Annotated in this window: 21 protein-coding genes and 1 pseudogene; 14 read left to right on the top strand and 8 right to left on the bottom strand. The window is 61.6% G+C overall.

From position 1 onward, the window contains the following. The first annotated feature begins 238 nt into the window (after window positions 1–238). The 6 genes from CCGE531_RS02355 to CCGE531_RS02330 all read left to right on the top strand — a co-directional run bounded on the left by CCGE531_RS02355 (window position 239) and on the right by CCGE531_RS02330 (window position 7,397). Window positions 239–607, top strand: a complete 369-nt coding sequence (locus CCGE531_RS02355; protein WP_120662742.1) for a septal ring lytic transglycosylase RlpA family protein — start codon at window positions 239–241, stop codon at window positions 605–607. A gap of 211 nt (window positions 608–818) precedes the next feature. Next, on the top strand, window positions 819–2,108 hold the full coding sequence (locus CCGE531_RS02350) for an RsmB/NOP family class I SAM-dependent RNA methyltransferase (protein WP_120662741.1): 1,290 nt from the start codon (window positions 819–821) through the stop codon (window positions 2,106–2,108). A 198-nt stretch (window positions 2,109–2,306) separates the two neighbouring features. Next, window positions 2,307–3,593 (top strand): imelysin family protein, encoded by a 1,287-nt coding sequence (locus tag CCGE531_RS02345; protein ID WP_120662740.1) that lies wholly within the window; start codon window positions 2,307–2,309, stop codon window positions 3,591–3,593. Window positions 3,594–3,637: 44 nt separating this feature from the next. Continuing rightward, entirely contained in the window at window positions 3,638–5,197 is a 1,560-nt protein-coding gene (locus CCGE531_RS02340; protein ID WP_120662739.1) for a di-heme oxidoredictase family protein, read from the top strand. After that, window positions 5,197–6,306, top strand: a complete 1,110-nt coding sequence (locus tag CCGE531_RS02335) for an imelysin family protein (protein ID WP_120662738.1) — start codon at window positions 5,197–5,199, stop codon at window positions 6,304–6,306. Before CCGE531_RS02340 ends, CCGE531_RS02335 begins: the two co-directional genes overlap by 1 nt. Before the next feature lie 5 nt (window positions 6,307–6,311). Next, window positions 6,312–7,397 (top strand): DUF1513 domain-containing protein, encoded by a 1,086-nt coding sequence (locus CCGE531_RS02330; RefSeq protein WP_120662737.1) that lies wholly within the window; start codon window positions 6,312–6,314, stop codon window positions 7,395–7,397. 12 nt (window positions 7,398–7,409) lie between these two features. On the opposite strand, the pseudogene CCGE531_RS34720 reads toward CCGE531_RS02330, so the two are convergent. Next, window positions 7,410–7,537, bottom strand: a pseudogene (locus CCGE531_RS34720) (GntR family transcriptional regulator); the annotation flags it as partial. A gap of 325 nt (window positions 7,538–7,862) precedes the next feature. Between CCGE531_RS34720 and CCGE531_RS02320 the strand changes: the two are divergent. Continuing rightward, window positions 7,863–8,666: an alpha/beta hydrolase gene (locus CCGE531_RS02320; protein WP_120662736.1), complete on the top strand. Its 804-nt coding sequence runs from the start codon at window positions 7,863–7,865 to the stop codon at window positions 8,664–8,666. 17 nt (window positions 8,667–8,683) lie between these two features. On the opposite strand, the gene CCGE531_RS02315 is transcribed toward CCGE531_RS02320, so the two are convergent. Continuing rightward, window positions 8,684–9,760 (bottom strand): DUF2252 family protein, encoded by a 1,077-nt coding sequence (locus CCGE531_RS02315; protein ID WP_120666402.1) that lies wholly within the window; start codon window positions 9,758–9,760, stop codon window positions 8,684–8,686. Between the two features lie 162 nt (window positions 9,761–9,922). Between CCGE531_RS02315 and CCGE531_RS02310 the strand changes: the two genes are divergently transcribed. The 3 genes from CCGE531_RS02310 (at window position 9,923) to guaA (ending at window position 12,746) form a co-directional block, all read left to right on the top strand. After that, a complete protein-coding gene (locus CCGE531_RS02310; RefSeq protein ID WP_120662735.1) occupies window positions 9,923–10,384 on the top strand; it encodes a PaaI family thioesterase in 462 nt (153 codons plus the stop codon). Continuing rightward, window positions 10,381–11,022 (top strand): 5'-methylthioadenosine/S-adenosylhomocysteine nucleosidase, encoded by a 642-nt coding sequence (locus CCGE531_RS02305; RefSeq protein WP_120662734.1) that lies wholly within the window; start codon window positions 10,381–10,383, stop codon window positions 11,020–11,022. The genes CCGE531_RS02310 and CCGE531_RS02305 overlap by 4 nt, the downstream gene beginning before the upstream one ends. 161 nt (window positions 11,023–11,183) lie before the next feature. Beyond that, window positions 11,184–12,746, top strand: a complete 1,563-nt coding sequence (gene guaA, locus CCGE531_RS02300) for a glutamine-hydrolyzing GMP synthase (protein ID WP_120662733.1) — start codon at window positions 11,184–11,186, stop codon at window positions 12,744–12,746. 81 nt (window positions 12,747–12,827) lie between these two features. Here guaA and CCGE531_RS02295 read toward each other — a convergent pair whose 3' ends face one another. Then, window positions 12,828–13,478: a TetR/AcrR family transcriptional regulator gene (locus CCGE531_RS02295; protein WP_120662732.1), complete on the bottom strand. Its 651-nt coding sequence runs from the start codon at window positions 13,476–13,478 to the stop codon at window positions 12,828–12,830. A 279-nt stretch (window positions 13,479–13,757) separates the two neighbouring features. Here CCGE531_RS02295 and CCGE531_RS02285 point away from each other — a divergent pair, with 279 nt between their 5' ends. Continuing rightward, complete coding sequence (locus tag CCGE531_RS02285; RefSeq protein WP_120662730.1) at window positions 13,758–14,651, top strand: NAD(P)/FAD-dependent oxidoreductase; 894 nt, start codon at window positions 13,758–13,760, stop codon at window positions 14,649–14,651. A 192-nt stretch (window positions 14,652–14,843) separates the two neighbouring features. Here CCGE531_RS02285 and CCGE531_RS02280 read toward each other — a convergent pair whose 3' ends face one another. The 4 genes from CCGE531_RS02280 to CCGE531_RS02265 form a co-directional block, all read right to left on the bottom strand. Continuing rightward, window positions 14,844–16,250 (bottom strand): apolipoprotein N-acyltransferase, encoded by a 1,407-nt coding sequence (locus tag CCGE531_RS02280; RefSeq protein ID WP_162943836.1) that lies wholly within the window; start codon window positions 16,248–16,250, stop codon window positions 14,844–14,846. After that, window positions 16,214–16,792 carry a TetR/AcrR family transcriptional regulator gene (locus tag CCGE531_RS02275; RefSeq protein ID WP_120662729.1) on the bottom strand — a complete coding sequence of 193 codons (579 nt, stop codon included), beginning with the start codon at window positions 16,790–16,792 and terminating at the stop codon, window positions 16,214–16,216. The genes CCGE531_RS02280 and CCGE531_RS02275 overlap by 37 nt, the downstream gene beginning before the upstream one ends. Before the next feature lie 79 nt (window positions 16,793–16,871). Continuing rightward, on the bottom strand, window positions 16,872–17,471 hold the full coding sequence (locus tag CCGE531_RS02270; RefSeq protein ID WP_120662728.1) for an NADPH-dependent F420 reductase: 600 nt from the start codon (window positions 17,469–17,471) through the stop codon (window positions 16,872–16,874). Between the two features lie 192 nt (window positions 17,472–17,663). Further along, a complete protein-coding gene (locus CCGE531_RS02265) occupies window positions 17,664–18,398 on the bottom strand; it encodes an SDR family oxidoreductase (RefSeq protein ID WP_120662727.1) in 735 nt (244 codons plus the stop codon). Window positions 18,399–18,665: 267 nt separating this feature from the next. Here CCGE531_RS02265 and CCGE531_RS02260 point away from each other — a divergent pair, with 267 nt between their 5' ends. Beyond that, window positions 18,666–19,562, top strand: coding sequence for a LysR family transcriptional regulator (locus CCGE531_RS02260; protein ID WP_120662726.1), 897 nt, complete (start codon window positions 18,666–18,668; stop codon window positions 19,560–19,562). A 116-nt stretch (window positions 19,563–19,678) separates the two neighbouring features. Here the strand turns inward: CCGE531_RS02260 and CCGE531_RS02255 are convergent, their stop codons facing one another. Beyond that, complete coding sequence (locus tag CCGE531_RS02255; protein ID WP_120662725.1) at window positions 19,679–20,128, bottom strand: hypothetical protein; 450 nt, start codon at window positions 20,126–20,128, stop codon at window positions 19,679–19,681. Window positions 20,129–20,238: 110 nt separating this feature from the next. Here CCGE531_RS02255 and CCGE531_RS02250 point away from each other — a divergent pair, with 110 nt between their 5' ends. Beyond that, window positions 20,239–20,880, top strand: coding sequence for a TetR/AcrR family transcriptional regulator (locus CCGE531_RS02250; protein WP_120662724.1), 642 nt, complete (start codon window positions 20,239–20,241; stop codon window positions 20,878–20,880). After that, a complete protein-coding gene (locus CCGE531_RS02245) occupies window positions 20,877–21,203 on the top strand; it encodes a YrdB family protein (RefSeq protein WP_120662723.1) in 327 nt (108 codons plus the stop codon). Before CCGE531_RS02250 ends, CCGE531_RS02245 begins: the two co-directional genes overlap by 4 nt. Window positions 21,204–21,319: the final 116 nt, after the last annotated feature.

Below are 21,319 nucleotides of genomic sequence, written 5' to 3'. Positions count from 1 at the left end.
ATCTCTGGCATTGCGACACTGCCGTGAGAAAAATCGTTCCATTTTTAACTGATTTTATTGGGTTTTTTCCATAACCGAACAAAAACACTGAATAGTCATAGTATTTGCCTGATCCGTAAATGTTGCAGCTTGTAACATTCCGTGATTGATAATGGCACTTTTTCGCCACTTTTGCCCGGATTTAAGCCCCCGCCGCCTACCCAGGGCGCAAGTTCAATAGCTTGAGGGAAAAATCGGTTTGAAGAAAATCACACGTTCTTTGGCAATCGCCGCAACTATATCCGCCTCCTTTGCTCTTCTTTCGACCGAGGCTCTAGCCTCGAACGGATGCGGAGGCGCCTCATGGTACGGAGGAAGCTCCAAAACTGCTTCCGGGGAACGTATGAGTTCCAGAAACCTTACTGCCGCCCACCGCTCGCTCGCCTTCGGCACGCGTCTGCGGGTCATCAACAAGCATAATGGCCGTAGCGTCGTCGTTCGCATCAACGACCGTGGACCTTTCATTCGCGGACGCGTTCTCGATCTCTCCCGCGCCGCCGCTCAGGATATCGGCATGGTCGCCTCTGGCACCGCCAAGGTCTGTTACGAGGTTGTCGCCTCGAAGTAATCGCTCGATCTGGCCGGAACCATCAGGCATTTCGGCACGACGCTTGCTCTCTCCGTCAATCGCGGCTACCACGCGGTTAGGACGTCTCAATAATCCGCCGCTATGTGCATTATTCGTGCGGATTGATGAGGTGTCTGCGATTTTGGCAGGGCGTGACGCTTCCCGGTGAACTCCGCTGAGTTCGGGATGGTGCGCAAGCAGGAGAGTGTGAATGCGTCTGGGCGGCCGATTGCAGGGGGCCATCGAAGTTCTTGCCGATATCGAAGCGCGCAAGCGACCGGTGGCCGATGCCCTGAAGGATTGGGGCCTTGCCCATCGCTTTGCCGGTTCCGGCGACAGGGCCGCGATCGGCAACATCGTCTACGACGCCCTGCGCATGCGGCTTTCCCATGCCTGGCTGATGGGTAACGACAGCCCCTCGGCACTTGCCCATGCCGTACTCTTTCGCCAATGGGGCCTGACGCCCGAGGCGCTGGCCGCCGAGCTCGACGGCGATAAATTCGCCCCCGAGGCACCGAGCGCCGAGGCACTTTCCGCCTTTGCCACCCGCAGGCTCGAAGACGCACCCCATCATATCCAGGGCGATATTCCCGAATGGGTCGAGGCATCCTTCCAGCACGCATTCGGCGATGACTGGCTTTCCGAAGCAAGGGCTCTCTCCGAACGCCCCACGCTCGACCTTCGCGCCAACGCCCTGAAGGCGGACCGCGCCAAGGTCGTGAAGGCGCTGGAACGCGCAGGCGCGCAAGCATCGAAGATCGCCCGTTTCGGCATCCGCATTCCCGCCGGTGAAGGCGCATCGCGCCTGCCGAACGTTACCGCCGAGCTTTCCTTCCAGAAGGGTTGGTTCGAGGTGCAGGACGAGGGTTCGCAGATCGTTGCCGATCTCGTCCTGCCCGAGGAAGGCGATCAGGTGCTGGACTATTGCGCCGGCGGCGGCGGCAAGACGCTGGCCATGTCGGCGGCGATGCACAATAAGGGCCAGGTCCACGCCTATGATACCGATCGTCGGCGGCTGGCGCCGATCATCGAGCGGCTGAAGCGCGCCGGAACCCGCAATGTCCAGGTCCATGACGAGCGCAACGCACTGCTTACCCTGCACGGCAAGTTCGACAAGGTTCTCGTCGATGCGCCCTGCACCGGTACCGGCACCTGGCGGCGCCGTCCCGATACGAAGTGGCGGCTGACGCAGAAGAATCTCGACGAGCGCACCAGCCAGCAGCAGGAAGCTCTGACCCAGGCCAGCGAATTCGTCCGCCCCGGCGGAGCGCTCCTTTACGTCACCTGTTCGGTCCTGCCGGAAGAGAACGAGGCGCAGGTCAACCGCTTTGCCAACCTCAATCCGGATTTCGAGGTGGTCGAAGCCCTGAGTTCCTGGGAAAAGCTATTCGGCAAGGAGATCCCGCGGCCGCTATCCTCGGATGGCCGGACCATCACGCTGACGCCCGCCTCCACCGATACGGACGGCTTCTTCTTCTGCCGGCTGAAGCGGAAGGGATGAGGCTCAATCCATCTGCCCGTGACAGATGGCAGGCGGATGCCTCTTTTTTCAATAATCCACCCGCTTGCAAGGCCGATGCCCATAAGATTCGGCGTTAAAATCATTCTAAACTAGAGTGTTTGACACAAGTTTATTTTTCATACATGACACAAAACGCCAAGTTTTCGACGGTGCCCCGCCGTCATCAGGAGAGGGAACATGAAATTTAAGATCAATTTTGGTGCCGCGCTTGCGGTGGCCGTTGCTACGGCTGCCGCATCCGGTCTTCCCGCCCTTGCCGCCACTCCCGAGCCGGCTGCCGTCCTCAAGCATTATACGGAACTAGGACATGCCAAATATCAGGACACCCTGACGACGGCGCAGGCGCTCGACACGGCGATCAACGCGCTCCTTGCCGAGCCGAGCGACAAGACGCTGAAGGCGGCGCGCGCGGCCTGGATCAAGGCTCGCGTTCCCTATGCGCAGACGGAAGCCTATCGTTTCGGCAACCCGATCGTCGACGACTGGGAAGGCCAGGTGAACTCCTGGCCGCTGGATGAAGGCCTGATCGACTATGTCGACGCTTCCTACGGCACGGAAAGCGACGAGAACGCGCTCTATGTCGCCAATGTCATCGCCAACAAGACCATCAAGATCAACGGCAAGGATGTCGACGCTTCGCATCTGACGCCGGAATTCCTGTCGGGCACGCTGCACAAGGCCGGCGGTGTCGAGGCGAATGTCGCGACCGGCTACCACGCCATCGAATTCCTGCTATGGGGCCAGGATCTGCATGGCACCGGACCGGGCGCCGGCGAGCGTCCCGCAACCGACTATGATTTGAAGAATTGCACGCACGGCAATTGCGACCGCCGCGCCGAATATCTGAAGTCCGCCTCGACGCTGCTCGTTGCGGATCTGCAGGACATGACTGAAAAGTGGGCGCCGGAAGGCGAAGCCACCAAGCATCTCGAAGCTGATCCGAAGGCCGGCCTCACCGCCATCCTGACCGGCATGGGTTCGCTCTCCTACGGCGAGCTTGCCGGCGAGCGCATGAAGCTCGGCCTGCTGCTGCACGATCCGGAAGAAGAACAGGATTGCTTCTCCGACAACACCTATAACGAGCACAATGGCGACGCCATCGGCATTGCCTCGGCCTATACCGGCAACTACACCCGCGCCGACGGCACCAAGATGAAGGGTCCGTCGCTGCACGATCTGGTCAAGGCCAAGGATCCGGCACTCGACAAGGAAATGGAAGGCAAGCTCGACACGACGCTTGCCGCTATGAAGGCGCTGGTGCATCGCGGCGAGACGGTCGAAAAATACGACCAAATGATCGGCGAAGGCAACAAGGAAGGCAACGCGACGGTCCAGAAGGCCATCGACGGCCTGCTCGACCAGACGAAAAGCATCCAGCGCGTCATCGCCGCACTCGACCTCGGCACGATCAAGCTTGAAGGTTCGGCCAGCCTGGACAATCCTAACGCCGTCTTCAAGAAATAATAGGGACGGTGGCAGCGCGACACGGCGCTGCCACCCCGACACCCATGACAAGCATCCCGGCCAACCGCGCCCTGCTGCCCGCCCTCGCCGCGGTTTTTTTGGTTGTTTCGATCACCCTGGCCGCCGCCGGCATTCTCGACTTTCCGGCAACCCGCACCGATCTTGCGTCCGAACAGCTGACGCGGGTGCGCGACGTCACCCGCGCGACCGCGGATTTCTCCAAGGCCGAGCCCTATGAAGCGATGCAGGGCGGCGCGCTGACCTCGATCGATCCCGTCAACCGCGATATCTTCTCGCAGCCATCGGCCAATCTGGGCTCGGAGCGCGGACAGGATTTCCATCTCGGCAACGCCCTCTTTCGCAAGCTCTGGGTTTCGGCCCCTTCTTCGACGCAGGCTTCCGATGGGCTGGGACCGCTGTTCAACGCCCGCTCCTGCCAGAGCTGCCACATCCGTGACGGCCGCGGCCATCCGCCTAATGTCGCCGGAACTGCCGCGACCTCGATGGTCCTGCGCCTGGCACGGACCGCCATCACGCCGGAAGAAGAGCAGGCAATCAGGGATTTCCACGCGCTGAATTTTCCGGACTCCACCTATGGCGCGCAGCTGCAGGATCTCGCCGTGCCCGGACTTGCCGCCGAGGGCAAGGTGGCGGTCAGCTACAGTGAGGAGATGGTGACGCTTGCGGGCGGCGAGACAGTGACATTGCGCAAGCCGGCATATGGCGTGAGCGACCTCGCCTATGGACCGCTCGACCCCACGACGACAATTTCGCAGCGCATCGCGCCGCCGATGATCGGCCTCGGCCTGATCGAGGCCATTGCGGACGCCGACATCCTTGCCAATGCCGATCCTGACGACAAGAAAGGCACCGGCATTCGCGGCCGCCCAGCCATCGTCCACGATCACCGCACGGGCGAGGTCGCGCTCGGCCGTTTCGGCTGGAAGGCGCAGAACGCCACCGTGCGCGACCAGGTGGCGGATGCCTTCTCAGCCGATATCGGTATTTCGACGCCGGACCGGCCGAACGCCTATGGCGATTGCACTGCCAAGGAACCGCAATGCCTTGCCATGCCGAACGGTGTGCAGAAGCGGCTGGGCGATACGGAAGCGCCGGATCCGGTCCTTCCGCTCGTCACCTTCTATTCCGAAAATCTCGCCGTGCCGGCCCGCCGCAAGGCGAGCTTTCCCGATGTGCTGCACGGCAAGGAGATGTTCTACCGCTCGGGCTGCGCGGCCTGCCACACGCCGAAATTCGTGACCCGCGACAACCTCAAGGGCAGCGACGGCAAGGACTCTCCGCAGGCCTTCCAGCTGATCTGGCCCTATTCCGACTTCCTGCTGCATGACATGGGCGAAGGCCTTTCTGACGGGCAGCAGGTGGGCGTGGCATCCGGTCGCGATTGGCGTACGCCACCGCTCTGGGGTATAGGCCTGACGCAGACGGTGAGCGGCCGGCAAACCTATCTGCATGACGGCCGCGCCGGCACCTTGACCGAAGCCATCCTCTGGCATGGAGGAGAGGCGGAAAAAGCCCGCAATGCATTCGCCGGCCTCTCGAAGGACGATCGGCAAGCTCTCATCAACTTTCTGGAGTCTCTTTGATGCGCCACTGGAAACGCCTCGCTGCCAGCCTTCTCCTTACCGTCGCGGCCCTGCCCGCCCATGCCGAGGATGCAACAACCACCGGCGCCGGATTGAACGAAGCGGCGGTGCCGGCCGTGCTGCAGAAGGCGGTGGACGACGTCATCCGCCCGGGCTACGGCGCCATGCACGGCTCCGCCTCGAAACTGACATCGGCGATGAAGGCGCTTTGCGCCGACCCCACGGACGCGACGCTTTCCGGCGCCAAATCAGCCTTCGGCGATACGGTGAAAAACTGGTCACGCATCGAGATCGTCGATACCGGCCCGATCATCGAGAAGAACCGCCGCGAGCACATCCTCTTTTATCCCGACCGCAAGGGTGTTGGCCTCAAGCAGGTGCAGGCGCTGATCGTCAAGGCGGACGAGCAAGACACGACCGTCGAGGCCGTCGCCGGCAAGAGCGTGGCGCTGATGAGCATGACGGCGCTGGAATATGTGCTCTTCGGCAATGGTTCGGATGTTCTTAGCAAAGACAAGCAGAGCTTCCGCTGCCGCTATGGCGCGGCGGTTGCCGGCAATATCGAAAACACCGCCAAGGAAATCGCCGACGAGTGGGATGCGCCCGACGGCGTGCAGAAATCCTGGAAATATCCCGGCAAGTCCAGCGATGATTTCATGGACAACAAGGAGGCCGTGACGGCGCTGCTCGGCATTCTCGTGCATGGAGCCGCCAATGTCCGCGACCAGCGGCTGGAAACCTTCTACAAGGGCGATCAGGCAACGGCGCGGCCGAAGATGGCGATCTACTGGCGTTCGTCCAACAGCTGGATATCGTTATCAGGCAATATCGAGGGTCTGAAGGCGCTCTGGGAAAAGGCCGACATGGCAAGCCTGCTGCCATCGGACAAGCGCGTCGTCGCCACCAAGATCGGCGGCCTGCTGAACGAGCTCGCGACAACGGCATCGACGATCAATCCGGATATCGAGGCGGCCATCGGCAACGATGGGGAGCGCGCCAAGATCGATAGGCTGCTCTCCATCAGCCGCGACCTCGCCACCAGCTTCAGCGACGACTATGGCGGCGCCATCGGGCTTTCGGCCGGCTTCTCCTTCGCGGACGGAGACTGAAAGCGATGCGCAGCGGCCTCATTGACCGAAGAGCGTTCGTTAGAGGTGCAGGTGTAACCTTCCTTGCGGCGCTCAAGCCCGGTGCCTTGATGGCGCTGGAGCGAGCCGATGCCGTCTATGCCTCCGGCATGCGCGCCGCCGACGGCTCCTTTGCCGTGGCGACGGTGACCGAACAGGGGCGTATCATCGATCAGGTCGCGCTGCCCGCGCGTGCCCATGGCATGGCCTTTTCCAAGGCGACGGGCAAGACCGTCGCCTTCGCGCGCCGTCCCGGCACCTATGCGATGATCTTCGATCCCTGGAACAAGGCCGAGCCGATCGTGATTGCCGCCAAAGAGGGGCGGCATTTCTACGGGCACGGCACGTTTTCGCCCGACGGCAGGCTGCTCTATGCCAGCGAGAATGATTTCGACAACAATCGCGGCATCATCGGGCTCTATGATAGCTCTAACCGTTTCGCCCGCATCGGCGAGTACGAGACTTATGGCGTCGGCCCGCACGACATGACGGTTTCGGACGACGGCAAGTATCTGATCGTCGCCAATGGCGGCATCGAGACCCATCCGGATTTCGGCCGCACCAAGCTCAACCTCGACCATATGGAGCCGTCGCTGACGCTGATCGACGCCGCCGGCGGGCGGCTGATCGAGAAGCACACGCTGCCGGCACAGCATGCCCAGGTCTCGACGCGGCATGTCGACATCGACGCCAGCGGCCGGGTCTGGTTTGCCTGCCAGTATGAAGGCCGTCGCAACGACCTTCCGCCGCTTGTCGGCCATTTCGCGAGGGGCGAGGATCTGACTTTCGTCACCCTGCCCGACGAGACCACCCGGGCGCTTGGCAATTATGTCGGCGCCATCGCCGTCAATCGCGCCGAAAACCGCATCGGCGTCACGTCTCCGGTCGAAGGGACCTCGGTGACGCTCGATGCAAAGACGGGCAAGGTGCTGAAGGTGGAGAGCATCGCCAACGCGGCTGGCATCGCGCCGGCCCGCCATGGCTTTGCCGTCTCCTCCTATGGCGGCGATTTCCTCGGCGAGCACAGCGATGTCGCCTGGGACCAGCACATCGTGCGCATCGCCCGCGGCTGATCCGGACGCTGCCTAAGCCAGCTTGTTGATTTCGACGAAGCGCAGCATCGCCGTCGTCGCATTCAGCATGTGCCCCTCATCCGCCGCGACGCCATTTCCCCGTCTCTCTCCGCGATAGCCTGCATGATGGCGTCATGCTGCGAATACGCATCAACCAGCACTTGTATGCAAAAGCATCTCCTCTCATCGCTTCTGCATACAAATTGGCAATCACGCAACCGTTACGCATCCAATTATTGACTGAAAATGCCATATGGAATACATAGGCAATCAGCAACCTCGCTTTTGCATACACAAGGCAAGCTCGACGCTGAACCGGAATACAAGATCGGGCATATTTGATCCGCTCGTTCGGGCAGATGCCGCTCCGAGACATACAAGATTTCAGAAGCTTCACCGTTCCGACATTCGGCGCGGACGGCTTTCTGGTGCGCATTTATCCTCAACACCACAAGGATCACGATGATGATGATGACCAGACGGAATTTCTCGACCGCCATTGTTGCCGGCGCCGCCGCCTCCCTCATTTCCGCGCGCGGCATGGCCGCCAGCAACCCGGCTGCGGCCTCCGACACGGCCAAGTCCGCGCCATTGAAGGCCCGCAACGTCGTGCTGGCGCATGGACTTTTCGCAGACGGCTCCTGCTGGACCGAGGTCATCGCCCGGCTGCAGGCCAAGGGGCTGAACTGTACGGCGGTGCAGAACCCGTTGACGACGCTTCCCGAAGCGGTCGCGTCGGTGCAGCGTGTTCTCGATCGCCAGGACGGCCCGACCGTCCTCGTCGGCCATTCCTTCTCCGGTATGCTCGTCACCGAAGCCGGCGTGCATCCGAAGGTTTCTGCGCTCGTCTATGTCGCGGCCCGCGCGCCGGATGCCGGTGAAGATTATACGGCGCTCGCCAAGACATACCCGACACCCCCCGCCTCGGCAGGCATCGTGTTCGACGGCGATGAAGGGCGACTGACCGAGGAAGCTTTCCTGCGCGATTTCGCCGGCGACCTGCCCAAGGCGAAGGCCGAGGTGCTTTACGCCGTGCAGGAGCCCTTCCAAAAGGCATTGCTGACGGGCAAGACCACCCAGGCCGCCTGGCGCAGCAAGCCGAGCTGGTATGCCGTTTCCACCGAGGACAGGACGATCAATCCGGATCTGGAGCGCTTCATGGCCAAGCGCATGGGCGCAAAGACCATCGAGGTGAAGGCCAGCCATCTCTCGCTGATCTCGCATCCCGATACGATCGCCCGCCTGATCCTGGAAGCCGCCGGGCATTGATCGATCTCTTGGCCGGTCTAACCCTTCCTGGCGAACTCCGCCTGTTCCGCACTGACCGCGATGGTGGCCGCCTTGGCTGCCGCACGCAGCCAATCCGAACCTCGGGCATCGAGATCGGCAAGAATGCCCGGGATGAGCGATGCGTCTCCGCCATGGCAATTGGCGATTTCGAAGCCCATCAGATCCAGCATATCGGGTGATAGCAGCACCTGTGCATCGCCGTCGACTTCGATCTTGCGGCTGTTGGGCGACAAGCGGCGCACCAGCAAGGTGCCGTCCACCTGATAACGCGGATCAGGCGAACGCGCCCGACCGCCGGCGATGATCCCGGTGCGGATTTTCTTGTCGGATGGATTGTGCTTCAGCGACCAACCGGACTGCAGCAGCGCCTTGACCTCACGCAATACCGGCCCGCCGCGCCATTCGACATAGGCGACGAAGCGTGGACGGCCCAGGCTGCCGGTACCGGCCAGACGCGGCTTCGGCTCGAATGCCGTCGCCGGCTCCGGCAGTGCCTTGTGCAACGCCTTGAGATAGCGGTCCGCGACGGGATCGGTCGCCGGCGGCAGATTGCGATATTTTTCCCAGAAAGCCTTGCGCTCGGCATTCGGCAGCAGCACGGCGTTGCGCAGCCATTTGTAATCGCGCTCGAGAATGACCGGAGACGGCTGCCGCAAGCCGCGGCGATAGCCGGCCAGGATGCTGTCGGCAACGAGGCGCGGCGTCGGCCCGTCATCGCCACGCGCCAGAATAGCACTCGTGGCAAGACGCACGAGGTCGAGCGCATAGGGCATGACGGCGGCCTCGTCGAAATCATTGGCGCCCCAGACGAGCCGTCCCTCCTCATCGCGCCAGGTGCCGAAATTTTCGAGATGCGTATCGCCAATCGCCAATAGCTGCGGGGCGTTCCTGAGGTCGGGACAAATGTCGAGGATGGTCTCGGCCCAGCGCCAATAGGTTCCGCGCAGGAAAGAGAAGCTGTCGCCCTTCATCAGCTTGTGCTTCTTCGCCAGCCCGACTTCCACCAGATCGGCGCCGAGCTGCGCCCGCATCCAGGTCTCGTAGGCCGTTACCGATTGCAGGATCGTCGTCATCTTCGCCCTCGCCGTCAGCTTCCTAATCTCCGATAGCATGGCAATCCGATCGTGGAAATTCGATGTCGGCATGGTAGGCCGGGACGCCTCCGCTTTTCCACCGGATAACCCTTGTCCAAATGGTCTCTCCGTGCCAATTTCGCACCCGCGAAAGGGGACGGCATGACAGGGCCAGATGATACGGGGACCAGCGGCGATTTTCGGACCCGCATCCGAACGAGCTTCGAGCGGCAGGCGGCGATGGCGACGATCGGCGCGGAACTGACGCGCGTCGAGCACGGCACGGTGGAAATCGAGCTGCCGTTCGATGTGAAGCTGACGCAACAGCATGGCATCCTGCACGCCGGCATCATCGCCGCGGCGCTGGATTCGGCCTGCGGCTTTGCGGCCTACAGCGTCATCGACCCTTCGGCATCGATCCTGACCATCGAATTCAAGGTCAACCTGATGTCGCCGGGACGAGGCGAGCGCTTCCTGTTTCGCGGCGATGTCACCAAGCCCGGCACGACGATCATCGTCGCCGACGGCCGCGGCTATGCCATCGGCGACGGACCGGCCAAGCTGATTGCCTCGATGACGGGAACGATGATGGTCATCCGGGGCAGAGAGGGAATTAGCGGATGAAATTTGAATTGAAGCGCGTGTCGGGCAAATCGATCCTGTTCGTCATGGCGGCCGAGGCTGAATATGGCCCCTTCCTGCGCTCGCGCGTCGATCCGCTGATGACGGGCGTCGGCCCGGTCGAAGCGGCCATCGCGCTGACCCGCGCCTTCGCGCAGCTCGAGGCGCAGGGCGACCTGCCCGATCTCGTGGTTTCGCTCGGTTCGGCCGGCTCCGCCAAGCTGGAGCAGACGGAAGTCTATCAGGTCACTTCCGTTTCCTACCGCGACATGGATGCCTCGCCGCTCGGCTTCGAGAAGGGCCGCACACCCTTTCTGGACCTCCCCGCGACGATCGAACTGCCCTTGCGCATCCCCACCATTGCCGAGGGCAGCCTTTCGACGGGTGCCAATATCGTCTCCGGCGCGGAGGCCTATGAGCGCATCGGCACGGACATGGTCGATATGGAAACCTTCGCGGTGCTGCGCGCCTGCCAGATTTACGGCCTGCCGCTGATCGGCCTGCGCGGCATTTCCGACGGCCAGATCGAGCTGCAGCGCATTTCCGACTGGACGGAATATCTCCATGTGATCGACCGCAAACTGTCCTACGCCGTCGACGGCCTGTTTACCGCGCTGGAAGACGGCGTATTCTGGTTCTAAAAGGCTGGAAACCACCGGAGCAATTCCAGGGAAAGTGCAGTGCGGTTTTCCGTCTGGAATTGCGTTGAAGTAAACAGATCGAGGACAATCGGGACAATAAAATCGGCCCTCGCATGATTTGCCCGATTGCCAGGGAAAGCGCTTTTCATTAAAGGCTCGCCATGACCCAGACAGCACATCCAGACACCGTTCTCATCGTCGATTTTGGCAGCCAGGTGACGCAGCTCATCGCACGCCGCGTGCGCGAAGCGGGTGTCTACTGCGAAATCGTCCCCTTCCAATCCGCCGAAGCCGGTTTCAAGCGGCTGCAGCCGAAGGCCGTGATCCTCTCTGGCAGCCCGGCCTCGACCGTCGACGAAGGCTCGCCGCGGGCGCCGCAGATCATCTTCGACAGCGGTATTCCGGTGTTCGGCATCTGCTACGGCCAGCAGACCATGTGCATGCAGCTCGGCGGCAAGGTCGAGAGCGGCCATCATCGCGAATTCGGCCGCGCCTTCCTGGACGTCAACACGGATTGCGCCCTGTTCGAGGGCCTCTGGTCGGCCGGCTCGCGCCATCAGGTCTGGATGAGCCACGGCGACCGCGTCACTGCGCTGCCCGATGGCTTCGAAGTGGTCGCCACCTCCTCGAACGCGCCTTACGCCTTCATCGCCGACGAGAAGCGCAGATATTACGGCGTGCAGTTCCATCCGGAAGTCGTGCATACACCCGACGGCGCCAAGCTGATCGGCAATTTCATCCACAACATCGCCGGCATCAAGGGCGACTGGTCGATGTCGGCCTATCGCGCCAAGGCGGTGCAGGCGATCCGCGATCAGGTCGGCGACAAGCGCGTCATCTGCGCATTGTCCGGCGGCGTCGATTCCTCCGTTGCCGCGCTGCTGATCCACGAGGCCGTCGGCGACCAGCTCACCTGTATCCTCGTCGACCACGGCCTGATGCGCAAGGACGAGGCGGCCAACGTCGTCGCCATGTTCAGCGAGCACTACAATCTGCATCTCTTGCATGTGGACGCTTCCGACCGCTTCATCGGCGAGTTGGAAGGTGTCAGCGACCCCGAGACCAAGCGCAAGATCATCGGCCGTCTCTTCATCGAAACGTTCGAAGAAGAAGCCAAGAAACTGGGCGGCGCCGATTTCCTCGGCCAGGGCACGCTCTATCCCGATGTCATCGAGAGCGTTTCCTTCACCGGCGGCCCCTCGGTCACCATCAAGTCGCACCACAATGTCGGCGGCCTGCCGGAGCGCATGAAGATGCAGCTCGTCGAGCCGCTGCGCGAACTTTTCAAGGATGAGGTGCGCGCGCTCGGCAAGGAGCTCGGCCTGCCCGACAGCTTCATCGGCCGCCACCCCTTCCCCGGCCCGGGCCTTGCCATCCGCTGCCCCGGCGGCATCACCCGCGAGAAGCTGGAGATCCTGCGCGAAGCCGATGCCATCTATCTCGACGAGATCCGCAAGGCCGGCCTCTACGACGCCATCTGGCAGGCATTCGCCGTGCTCTTGCCGGTCCAGACCGTCGGCGTCATGGGCGACGGCCGCACCTACGAATTCGTCTGCGCGCTGCGCGCCGTTACCTCCGTCGACGGCATGACGGCGGATTTCTACCACTACGACATGGAATTCCTCGGCCGCGCCGCGACCCGCATCATCAACGAAGTCCGCGGCATCAACCGCGTGGTCTACGACGTGACTTCGAAGCCGCCCGGCACGATCGAGTGGGAGTGAAGTTCAATTTTGCGCTGGGTGTAGAAGATCCTCGTCGAATACGAAAATGAACTTCGTGCTGTTGCGAGAGAGTTGCTGAGGCTATCCGCCCGCGTGGTCGTTGCCACCGTGCGCGGCGATGAACATGGCGACGGCCGACCGGCAATAGGATTCGATTTCGTTGTCGTCCCCTGCTCTCGCCTCATCGAAGCGTGCGATCATCAGGAGATCGGATCCTTTGAAAAGCGCGGCAAACAAGCGGGCGGACTGGCGAGGATCGGGCACGTTCAGAACCGCCTTCGCGTGCAACTGACGCAACAGGGCCTCGATCTGGGCGATGACATGAGCAGGGCCGGCTTCGTAATGGAGCTTGCCTAACGACTTTTCATCCGTCTTGTCAGCCATGACCATGGCTTCGACACTGCGGACGTCTGATCTCAACAGCGTGCGAAGCAGTAATGATCCCACCGCCATCAGCCGATCTTCGACCGAACCGTCGGCGCCTTCAAGAAGGGTCTGTGGTGCAAACAACTGATGGCAGCCGGCCGCGATGGCCGCGCTGAACAGCGCCTCCTTGTTCTCGAAGTGCCGATAGATGCTGAGCTTGGATATCTTCGCTCGCTGGGCGACCTTGTCCAATGTCGTCGCTTGAAAACCCAATTCCACAAAGAGTTCGCACGCGGCGTCGGCTATCGTTTGGCCAAGCGCCTCGTTGGCGGGCCGGCCGCGCCGGCCCTGGCTATTTTCGGTCACGATAATTCCAGTACTTGACAGTATCTTTATTCTTGAATTACGATACCATGCAGTATCAGAAATGTGCAAGAGGTTTCAACCTGTCCTCCCCATCAAGTTTCCCCTGGTCGCCCGGCGATATCGAATGCGGCATTGTCCGCCCGGTCAACACAGTCATGGGCGACTTTCTCCCCGATGCCGGAGCCCTGTTCGCTGCCTGTCTCGAGCGCGTATCGCTGGACGATATCTCGCGTCAGGCTCAGCCCAACCCCCTCCATACACAACACGGAGCTTATCACCATGGATGACGTCATCATCATCGGCGGCAGCTTTGCCGGCCTCGCCGCCGCGCTGCAGCTCGGCCGTGCCCGCCGCAAGGTCACCGTTCTCGATACCGGCCTGCCGCGCAATCGTTTCGCCGGCCACTCGCATGGCCTGCTCGGCCACGACCACAAGCCACCGCTGGACATTCTGGCTGAGGCGCGGCAGCAACTGGCGCGTTATCCCACGGTCAAGCTGGTCAATGCCCGGGCCGACAGCGTCTCCGGCGCCATCGACAATTTCTCCGTCCTCACTGGCGATGGCGAAAGCTTCGGCGCGCGCCGCCTGATCCTGAGCTATGGCGTTGCCGACCAGATGCCTGATGTTCCGGGCTTTGCCGAAAGCTGGGGCACATCCATCGTGCCCTGCCCCTATTGCGACGGCTTTGAAGTCGCCGGCCAGCATTGGGGCCTCGTCTGGTCCGGGCCGCAGTCGCACACTTATGTCAGGCTGTACCATGATTGGACCGACACGTTGACGGTCTTCGCCGATGGTCACGACATTGCACCCGATATCCGGGCCGATCTGGCGCGCCGCAACATACCTGTCGTTGATGGCCGGATCACCGAGATCGCCCGCCACGGGGGCCATAATGCCACTGTCAAGCTCGATACCGCCCCCAATGTCACGGTCGACATCCTGTTCGCGCATCCGCGCAACAAGCCGTCCGCAAGCCTGCATGAATCACTGGGCCTCGCCACGGTCAATACGCCCCTCGGCATTGCCCTCAAGGCCGACGAACGCCGCGAAACCAGCACACCCGGCATCTACGCCGCCGGCGATCTTGCAAATCCAGCGATGGCCTCGGTCACCACGGCAATATCGCTCGGCGCGACGGCGGGTATCTCCGCCCAGCAGTCGATGCTGGTTTGAGAGCGCAGATTCCCTTCTCCGGGTGCCGCGGGCTATCATATTCTGGAGGTTGCGGGCCGGTGTCACGGAACGCGGGGGCCCCTCTCCGCTGAAGGCGTCTTTGGCTGGTCAGCCGTCTCGAAGGGGCAATGACCGACCAATTGCCGAGGCGATTATCGGGTGTCATCGTTTTGGCGATTGTGGAGCTCGTTATCAGCGATGCGGCCGCCCGCGCGAGCGGCTGAATATCCAAGCTGCAAGCACTAGTGCACCCGCCGTACAGGCCCAAGCGAAGACATCGCCGATGCGGGTATAGAGCGTCGGCCCAGGCCCCTCGGGCACCGACCCGACGATCGTTGTCAATTCGGAGGAATCAGCAGTGGCGCGAGCGGTGACGCGGCCTTGCGCGTCCGTAATTGTCAGAAGCCCATTTCGCGCCGCGCGCACCATCGCGAAGCCGTTTTCGACACCGCGCATGATGGCAATGTTCGCATGCGCTTCGCGATCCCTGCCGAAATCCCATGCAGGCACGAACAGAATGCGAATGCCAAGCCGCGCGTCCCGCCGAATCGTATCCTCGAAATCCATGTCCTTGCAGATGGCGACGGCGCGACCCGCACCCAGGAACCCCGGGCTGAGGCCCGGCGAAAGCGGCTCCAATCCCGGTATGAGATGCCGTTTTGTATAGCGGGCGGTGCCGTCGCGGGAGAAGGTGAAAGCGATGTTGCGAGGTGTCTCCGCGACCTCCCGATATCCCACGACGATACGGCTGCCTGTCGCCTCGGCAGTGCTTGAGAAGCCATCGATTGCATTGCGCCATTCGGGCTTAAGCTCAGCTATCTCCTCCGGTAGAACGATGGTGTGTATTTCCTGAGCTGCTAGCACCGTTATTGCCTTGACGTAGTCTTGTGAAACTCTTCGCGCCGCGGCTTCGGTGGAGGGGAGGTTTGTTTCGCCATTTCCGATTGCCGCCACAAGCACAGTTTCGGTGGAAGGTGCCGCTAGTCGCGCCAAACCGAACGCCAAATTGGCTACGAAGAGAACAGCCACGACAATCGCGGGAACCGTTGCGCGGCGTCCCTCCCTGAGCAAAAGAGCTGATGCGCTCGCAACGGCGCAAATAAGAAAGCTGACGCTCCACAGGCCGATTAAGGAGGCGCTTTGGATGAACACCGGCGCGGGGACCTGACTATAAGCAAACGCACCGAAGCTGCCATACGCCGAAATGCGTGCATTAAGGTACTCGACACTGGTCCAAAGTAGGGGAAAGCCGAGCACAGCGGCTGTCGCCGGTAGACGTCTTTGCGCTGCTCTCGCGAACAGCATTGTCGCTGCGTAAATAGCTGCGGTTATGGCGATGACGATGGAGAATTCAGGCGCCATCTGCCAATATGCTTCGAACAGGTTGAGCTGCCCGATCGCATATGCGGTAAAACTCGCGGCGAACACATGCCAGGCCCGTGCCGGGCCGTAGGCAAGCCACAGAAGCGGCACCTGCGCGATCCACATCAACGGCCATATCGTGTTCAGTTCTACAGAAAAGAAGAATAGAACGCCGCCAAGCAGCGCGCATATGATCGCAGTCATCGGCAATCGTTCCTTAGAAACGAGTGAATGCAATGCAGCATAGCCATACGGTAGGCTGCGCGGAATTCCGGTTCGCCGACAAAGCGGCCGGCTTGGTAAAGTGAAACCAATCCCTGGCCAAGCGCGCTGAGCGTGAGCCCCATATCCGTCGCGGATACGTTGCCGATCATTCCCAATTTCCTGGCGTGTTCTATGCGATCGTGGAGGATGGCGATCGCGGGGGAACGGCCGGCAGCGAAGTCGTCCGGATAACGCCTTGCCTGAGTGGCGGGTAGAAGGAAGGCAGCCTCGTACTGGCGTGGCTCCTCGAGCGCGAAAGCAAGAAATGCTTCGCTCGCCGCATGGAGCCATTGAATGGGGTCGCTCTCCTGAATGGCCCGTACCCGTTCCTCCCATGCCGAAATGCCGTTTCGCATGAGCGCGTTCGTCAGGGCCTCCTTATCCGGATAGTGCCGGTAGATGGCCATCGCGGTAATGCCGACGTCCTTGGCAATCGTGCGCATGGAGACGCCGGCAAGTCCTTCCCGCTCAAACCGCCGCTTTGCGGCGTCGAAGATTTGCTGTTTGGTCGTCATGTATACATCGTATACATATACGGCGTATACATCAAGAGGATCGTCCTGGTGTGCCCGAACAGCGTCTATACGCCTTCGATCACTGCTCCTTCTTGAACAAATCCTGGAAGATGAGCTGGCCCCAAATGCGATCGCGGGCGTGCACCAGCGCGCCACCCTCGTCGAGCTTTCCCAGCTTGACGGGTGCGAACCCGAGTTGTTTGGCCAGGGCCACCACAGGAGCGGTCGCATCCTCGTCGTCGCTCGACAGAAAGATGACCCGGTGCCCGCTCTCGACGATCGGATCGGCAGCCAGCTTGGCCGCAATCAGGTGATTGAATCCCTTCACGAGCTTGGCGCCGGTGAATGCCCTGGCGACAAAGGCCGAGGACGGGAGGCCGCCCAGCTCCTCTGAGGAAACCAATGCGTTCGTCGCGTCGATGATTGTCTTGCCTTCCCAGCTCGGGAGGGCCTTCGCAACCTCGCGATGCTCCCCGAACGGGACCGCCAAAATGATTGTGTCGGCCTCGACTGCATCCCGCAGCGATTTGGCGACGACCGTGGGGCCGATCGCTTGAGCCTGCGGCATCAATGCCTCCGGCGGCCGGCGGCTCGCGACCGTGACTTCGATTTCCTTGCGGGCGAACGCTCGAGCGAGTGCTTGGCCCACCGCTCCAAAGCCAATAATTGCATAGCTCATGATACTTCTCCGATCCGTGTTGATATTGGTTCCCCGAGCCTCAACGGCGCCGGGTTATCCGTTTCGCTGATCTTCGGACTGCCGCCCCAAGCGATGCGCGTCATCGGTTCGAATTCCTTAATTGACGCTTAGAGCCGTGAATGATTTCCGCGCGGCCGGATGGTCAGCCGCTTCCCGTGATCAGGCGCGATTTCAGATGGCCGAGAAGCCGCCGTCGACAGATAGCTCCACCCCATTCACGAAGCTGGAATCGTCTGAAGCAAGAAACACCGCGACCGCCGCAATTTCCTCAGGACGGCCCATCTTTCCCCGCGGGATCAGGGATTCGAACATCCGCTTCGCCTCCTCGGTGAGAACTTGGTCCTGCATCGGCGTGGCGATCGGCCCCGGGCTCAGCACGTTCACCCGGATATTCCTGCCCTTCAGTTCGTTGAGCCAAGTGCGTGCGAATGAGCGCAACGCCGCCTTGCTCGCCGCATACACGCTGTAACCAGGAAAACCTTTCACCGAAGCAACTGACCCGGTCATGAAGATCGATCCGCCATCGTTGAACAACGGCAACGCCTTCTGAACCGTAAACAGCGTGCCGCGCGCATTCAGGTTGAAGGCCGCATCGAAGTGCTGCTCGGTAATCTCGCCCAATGGGACGGCTTCGCCCATGCCGGCGCTCGCGTACAGGACGTCGATCTTGCCCTTTTCCCGCTTGACTGTATCGAACAGGCGGTCGAGGTCGTCGAGATTGGACGCGTCGCCGCGCACGCCGGTCACGTTCCGGGCGATCAGCTTGACGGCCTCGTCCAGCGCCTCCTGGCTCCGGCCCGTGATGAAAACATAGGCGCCTTCTTCAACGAACCGCTTGGCGCTCGCCAGCGCCATGCCGCTCGATCCGCCCGTGATGACTGCAACCTTACCCTCAAGCTTTCCCATGACTTCTCCTTTTGTGGTGTCGGGACAGCATCTGCCTCCGAGAACCTCGAAATGGGTCCGCCGGCGTCAGTTATTGAGTGCGGAAGCGCGCACATCGGTGGTGCAAAATCGATCCGGCTGGACGATTGACGCCAGCCGCGACGATCGGTGTCCGCTGTTCGGAACTGGGCCGAGCTCGTCGACATAAGCTATGATGACCGCGCGTACTGCTGTACGATGCGCTAGATACGGCTTAAGAAGGCGCACCGCGCGGTGCAGGATTGCACCATGATCGACTGGGATGACATTCGCTACTTTCTTGCCGTAGCGCGCGGAGGCTCAGTGCGGGCTGCCGCCGAGGGCCTCGGGGTGTATCACTCGACCGTGCTGCGACGCATCGCACAGCTCGAGGAACGCCTCGGGGCGCAGATGTTCGAAAAGCTGCCTTCAGGCTACCGCCTGACGGCTGCGGGCGAGGAGGTCCTCGAGCTCGCGAACCAGATGGAAGCGTCGTCGCACCAGCTGGAGACGCGCGTCTTCGGGCGCGACCAAAGCGTGCGCGGGCTTCTGCGGGTGACGTTGGCTCCACCCCTCGCGACACACCTGCTCATGCCGGACTTCGCCGATTTCGCGCGTCTGCATCCGGACATCGAGATGGAAATCCTGTCGTCAGGCGAGCTGGCAAATCTGACCAACCGAGAGGCCGACGTGGCGATCCGGGTCGTCTACGACCGCAAAACCCTGCCGCTCAATCTTCACGGCATGAAGGGACCGGAGCTGTTCGGCGGCGTCTACATGTCCCGCGATCGACTAGCCGCATGGCGCGCGGGCGCGGCTGATCCCATCCGGTGGATCGTCATAAGTATTCATGGAATTCCGGATTGGGCCAGCGAGGGTGAGGTTCGCACTACAGGGGTTCCGTTCAGGGTCACGGACGGCGAGGCGCAGATCGCTGCAGTACAGCAAGGGCTCGGGATCACGACACTGCCATGCTTCATCGGAGATGCCGACCCCCTGCTGGTGAGGGTGCCGGGCACCGGCCTGCACATGTACGGAACGCTCTGGCTTCTCACACAGGGGGAGACACGCAAGACGAAGCGCGTGCGGCTCTTCACGGAGTTCGTATCCCGCAGGCTCGCCGCGTACGCTCCGCTTCTCACGGGGCTGTCCATATCACGCGACTGACGCCCGGCAGGTCGCCGGCGACGCTTGCCGCAATCCGGTCGGAAGCCGAGCTGCGATCGCCTGAAGCAGTGTCGTTCAATCCGCGAATGTTGCGCCGCATCGCAACCGGCGCGTCATCATAGCAGTCCGTACTGATGTGCGACGCCGTAGAGCGACCACGCGAGCAAGCACGCGATCACAACCAGCTCCTTCCAGGGCCGGCTGGGCCTGGCCTGGATGGCATACGACATGATCTTGATTGGCGAGGACGGTGGCTCCGGCGCTTCGTCAGAGGACAGCGGGACCGAGAACTGGTGGAAGTAGATTTGTATCAAGGTCATTCCTACAAGGAGACCCGTGAGAAAGCTCACATGGTCAGCGCCCCGGATGCCGAGCAGACCTGCCAGAATAATCGCAAACACCAAAAGAACGGCATCCGCGGTCTTTGTCGCGCTCGTCTTCCCAGCATAAACGCGGTCGAGCGCCTTGCGGCGGCTGCGATAACTTAGCACGAAGAAGAAGCCAAACTTCGCCAGTGCATGGACGGCATAGATCGTGACGAGGATTGTGAGGACCGTTGCCACCATTGCTCTCCACCCTCCAGCGTCAGTGCAGCTCCCTGAGCTTCCGATATTGACGGTCTGACTTATGGTGCGATACGATACGCTACAATATCGTATCCTTGGAAGCCTTGTCAATGCGCCCACCCCCGAACCCTGCGACCGGCCGGCCGCGAAGTCCCGATGTCGATGCCGCAATTCTCGACGCCGCGCTCGCGCTGTTCGTCGATGGCGGGCTCGGGGCGGTGAGCTTCGAGCAGATCACCAAGCGATCGGGCGTCAGCAGGACGGCGATCTACCGTCGGTGGAGATCCAGGGAAGAAATCATTGCCCGAGCCCTGGGTCGCCTCCGCGAGCAGGCGGAGGAGACGTTCTCGGATTGGGCCGAGCGTCCGATTTTCGAGGTGATGGACTGGTTCGTCGAGAATGTACCCAGGCAGATGCTCAATCCGCTCTATCGGAGCCTGTCACGCAGCGTACTGGCCCTGGAGGACTCGTCGGAGCTCAAGGCGATCTATTCCGAGGCGGTCCTGCGTCCTCGCCGGGAAGCATTCTCCGTGCTGATCCAGCGTGCCCGGGGCAGCGGCGCCCTTCCCGAGGGTCTCGACCCTGATCTCATTCAAGACATGCTGAGCGGGGCCTTGCTCCATCAAATCCTCCTCGAACCTGCGGGTCAAACGGAGGAACAGCTCAGAGAATATATCATCCGCCTTCTTGGCGGCTTCGGGCTTCTGCCAAGACGAGTGAGCCATCGTTTGACCGGCGTGGAGGAAGAATGAGAGCGATCGCGCTTGGTATAAGATTTGCCCTTGAACTTTGCATCCTTGCGTCGCTTGCCGCATTGGCCGCGCATCTGGCCGTGCCATTGTTGGTGCAAGCACTGTTGGGAATAGCGTTCTGCGCGACGGGCGCCGTCGTCTGGGGCACGTTCCTCTCCCCAAAACGGAAATACGAAATCGGGTCGGCCGGACGACTGATTCTTGAGGCCGGATTCTTCCTGGGCGCGGCCTTAATCCTGAATTATGTCGGCTGGCCGGCGTTGGCGATCGCGCTGATCATCGTCGCTGCCGCCGATCGGATCGTCCTGGCGCTGTTTCCGTGAGTTCGAGGTCGTGGATTGTTACTGACCGACACCGCAGAATGCCGCCGCGCCGACTTTAGTCAGGACAGCTTGATGCACACCTGTTGCCGACGATCGTAGCGATTTCAAACACTTTC

It is taken from the genome of Rhizobium sp. CCGE531, from assembly GCF_003627795.1.
Classification (GTDB): Bacteria; Pseudomonadota; Alphaproteobacteria; order Rhizobiales; family Rhizobiaceae; genus Rhizobium.
Note: the sequence above shows the minus strand (reverse complement) of the source record. Positions and strands in the feature narration are given on the sequence as shown.